Source organism: Oleiphilus sp. HI0125 (assembly GCF_001635355.1).
This window is the reverse complement of record NZ_LWGF01000777.1, coordinates 1-1312: the sequence shown is the minus strand read 5'-3', so window position 1 is coordinate 1312 and position 1312 is coordinate 1. Positions and strand designations below refer to the sequence as shown.

General features: G+C 44.4%; 1 protein-coding gene. It reads left to right on the top strand.

All coding sequences use genetic code 11. The features are described 5' to 3' along the window. Positions 1-33 precede the first annotated feature (33 nt). Positions 34-1312 (top strand): DUF3418 domain-containing protein (locus A3762_RS12150; RefSeq protein ID WP_197469227.1); only part of this gene is annotated, 1279 nt, incomplete at its 3' end.

Below are 1312 nucleotides of genomic sequence, written 5' to 3'. Positions count from 1 at the left end.
TTATCGTTTATGCGCATGCGAGAATGGCGTGAGATGCATCGTCAACTAGTCATTGCTTGTAAAGCTTGGCGTACACAAACACCTGATGTTGAAGCATCAGACTCACCCGCGACAGACGATCAAAAATCCTTGAAGTATCAAGCGCTGCATGAATCGTTGCTTTCGGGATTTTTATCAAACATCGCGCGTCATGATGAAAAGCGTGATTATCTTGCCTGTCGTAACAAGAAGATTCAGATATATCCTGGGTCTGGTATCGCGAAATCCAAAGTCAAATGGTTAATGTCTGCGGAACTCGTTGAAACACAACAAGTATTTGCGCGTATGAATGCGCGCATTGAAGCAGGTTGGGTTGAACCTCTTGCTTCGCACTTGATTAAGAAGTCTTGGAGCGAGCCGCATTATCAGCGCAAGCGCGGGCAAGTATTAGCGTATGAAAAAGTCACGTTATATGGACTTGAAATCGTTGCAAAACGGCTCGTTAATTTCAGCTCTGTGAATGAAGTTGTTGCGCGAGAAGTATTTATTCGTAGCGCATTAGTGGAGGGTGAATATCGTGGGCGTGTAAAGGCGATCAAACTCAATCACGCTGCCTTGCAAGAGCTAGAAAAAATAGAAGATCGTACGCGAAGAAAGGACGTTGTCATTGATGATGAGGCGCTATATAGCTTGTACGATGGCCTACTGCCAAAACATGTTGTGAGCGATGCTGCGCTCGAAAAATGGTATCGCCAAGCAAGCGAGAATGACAAGCTCCGTCTTGTCTTTAGTGAAGAGCAACTTAAACTAGATAATGCCGCGAGCTTTGATGCTGGGATGTTTCCAGACACCCTAGAAAACAATGGTATCAAGTTTCCTTTAACATACTCCTTTAAACCAGGAGCTGCGGAGGATGGGATCAGTATTAACGTTCCAGCGCGCGCAGCAAGGCAGGTTACGGCCGCGCGCCTTGAGAAGTTAGTCCCTGGTTTACTTAAAGAAAAATGCACGCAGTTGATCAAGAATTTACCTCGAACACTGCGTAAACACTTTGTACCTGTTCCGGATACAGTTAATAAAATCTTTGAAAAAGTCGAATCCAGTACTGATCCCTTATTAGAAAGCTTGGCTGCGCAGCTCAAGTATCTAACAGGCGTTAATGTGCCTATTGAAGCGTGGAATGTTGATTTGCTCGATGATCATTTACGTTTGAATATCCGAGTGCTTGATGACAATGGAAAGTTAATTACTCAAGGAAGGGATCTCGTTAAAGTTGTAGAGAAAGCTGATGAGTACCTAAAGGATAAGCCAGATGCAGACGCTCAGGATTCAG